Genomic DNA, 2,304 nt, shown 5'->3' with positions numbered 1-2,304 from the left:
CCCATTTGGCGGCAAAAGGGGCAAGTTCGTCGGTGGCAAACTGGCGGGCCAGCTCAGCAAATTGGCGTTGGTCTTCGTTGAAATTAAAATCCATTTGGCTCTCCTATGACTCTTTGGCCATTTCTTTTGCGTAAATTTTTTTGCGTCCTAAACCGTGAGTTTATCAGCACATTATTCATCAATAGGCGCCAACAGCGCGCCACTTTAGATAAATAACCTACTGTTTCACAATGCGTTAAAACTGTTTTTTTAACCGCTTAGCGCAAGTTAATGCTCATATTAGGGCCAGCTGCCACCGCAATGTCCGACTCGAACCAGCGCGCGGTAATGGTTTTAGTTTCAGTGTAGAAACGCACCGCTTGCTTACCGTAAGCGTGTTGGTCGCCGTAGAAACTGCCCTTCCAACCCGTGAATGAGAAGAAAGGTAATGGCACAGGGATTGGCACGTTAATACCCACTTGGCCGACTTCGATTTCGTGTTGATATTTACGCGCCGCAGCGCCGCTCGCGGTAAAAATAGAGGTGCCATTACCGTAGGGGCTAGCGTTAACGAGTTCGATGGCCTCTTCTAATGAATCGGATTCCATACAGCAGAGCACAGGGCCAAAGATTTCTTCTTTATAGATGCTCATATCGGTCGTGACCTTAGTGAACATAGTAGGCCCAACCCAGTTACCGGACTCGAAACCTGCCACAGTAAAATCGCTGCCATCGAGTAAACACTCTGCGCCCTCTTCCTTACCTTGGGCGATAAGTTTGAGCACGCGTGCTTTGGCGGCTGGGCTTATCAGCGGGCCGTAACCTGCGTCTTTATCATTCCATAAACCTGGGCGAACCTTGGCCAGCGCTTCTTTTAGCTCGGGGATCCACTCTTTAGCCGCGCCGACAAATACCGCGACCGAAATCGCCATACAACGTTGCCCCGCTGCGCCGACAGAAGCACCGACTAGGTTGTTGATCACTTGCTGTTTGTTTGCATCCGGCATGATCACGCAGTGGTTTTTCGCCCCCGCAAAGGCCTGCACGCGTTTTAAGTTATCGGTACCGGTTTTGTAGATGTATTGCCCCACAGCCACCGAGCCGACAAAGGAAATGGCTTTCACCGCAGGATCGGCCAACAAAATATCCACCGCCGTCTTATCGCCATGCACCAGTTGTAATACGCCCTTTGGCGCGCCCGCTTCGACAAATAGCTCAACTAAGCGCTGTGGCGTCATTGGATCTTGCTCAGATGGCTTAAGGATAAAAGTATTACCGCAGGCAATCGCCAGTGGGAACATCCACAAAGGGATCATCGCCGGGAAGTTAAAGGGCGTGATGCCCGCGCACACACCAAGAGGCTGCGTGTAGCTGTAGGTATCGATTGAACGCGCGACGTTCTCAACGGTTTCTCCCATCAATAATGAGGCAATGTTGCAAGCATGTTCCGCCACTTCAATCCCACGCCACACATCGCCTTTGGCATCTTCAAAGGTTTTACCGGTTTCATGGGCAAGGATGGTCGCTAACTCATCGTGGTGTTCTTTAAGTAAGTGTTGGTAGCGCAACATGACCCGCGCACGCTCAGACACGGGCACTTCTTTCCAGGTTTTAAAGGCCGCCTTGGCACTGGCAATGGCCGCATGGACTTCATCGGCCGTGGCGCTATTGATAACGGCAATCGGCGCGTTATTGGCAGGATTGGTCACCACAATGTGTGATGTACCCGTGCCTGTGGTGAATTCGCCATCAATGTAATGCTTAACTTGTGTGGTCATGTTGCAATCCTTTCCTTGTTTAGGGTCGAGCTGGCGGTGCGATTTTATGGGTATCCTCGATGGGATATTTGCCCTTACCAGCTCAGTCTTGGTCTTGTTGATTTAGCCGTTATTCGCGATTAGCCTTTGCTTAGACTTCGATAGCCATAGCGGTCGCTTCACCGCCACCGATACAGAGCGAGGCTACGCCGCGCTTAAGCCCACGGGCCTTAAGTGCATGAATTAAAGTCACCAGTAAACGCGCGCCCGAGCAACCGATAGGATGACCTAAGGCGCAGGCGCCGCCGTTCACGTTCACTTTTGCCATATCTAACCCTAATTCAGAAACAGCCAGCATAGTCACCATGGCAAAGGCTTCGTTGATTTCGAACAGATCAACCTCATCCTTTGACCAGCCCACATTGCTCAACAGTTTTGCCATCGCGCCAACGGGCGCCGTGGTAAAGAGTGCAGGCTCCTGCGCATGGGTTGTGTGGCCCTTGATGGTGGCGAGCACTGCTAAGCCTAACAGCTCAGCATTGGCGCGCGTGGTTAGCATCAGCGCCGC

At 51.8% G+C, this 2,304-nt stretch carries 1 protein-coding gene and 1 pseudogene; both read right to left on the bottom strand.

Going from position 1 to position 2,304, the window contains the following annotated elements; genetic code table 11:
* Positions 1 to 257: 257 nt before the first annotated feature.
* Positions 258 to 1,757, bottom strand: coding sequence for a CoA-acylating methylmalonate-semialdehyde dehydrogenase (locus ACRCZA_RS10335; protein ID WP_438674355.1), 1,500 nt, complete (start codon positions 1,755 to 1,757; stop codon positions 258 to 260).
* 130 nt (positions 1,758 to 1,887) lie between these two features.
* Positions 1,888 to 2,304: pseudogene (locus tag ACRCZA_RS10330) on the bottom strand (acetyl-CoA C-acetyltransferase); the annotation flags it as partial.

Source organism: Shewanella sp., assembly GCF_051658185.1.
Lineage (GTDB): Bacteria > Pseudomonadota > Gammaproteobacteria > Enterobacterales > Shewanellaceae > Shewanella.
This window is presented reverse-complemented; position numbering and strand designations above follow the sequence as displayed.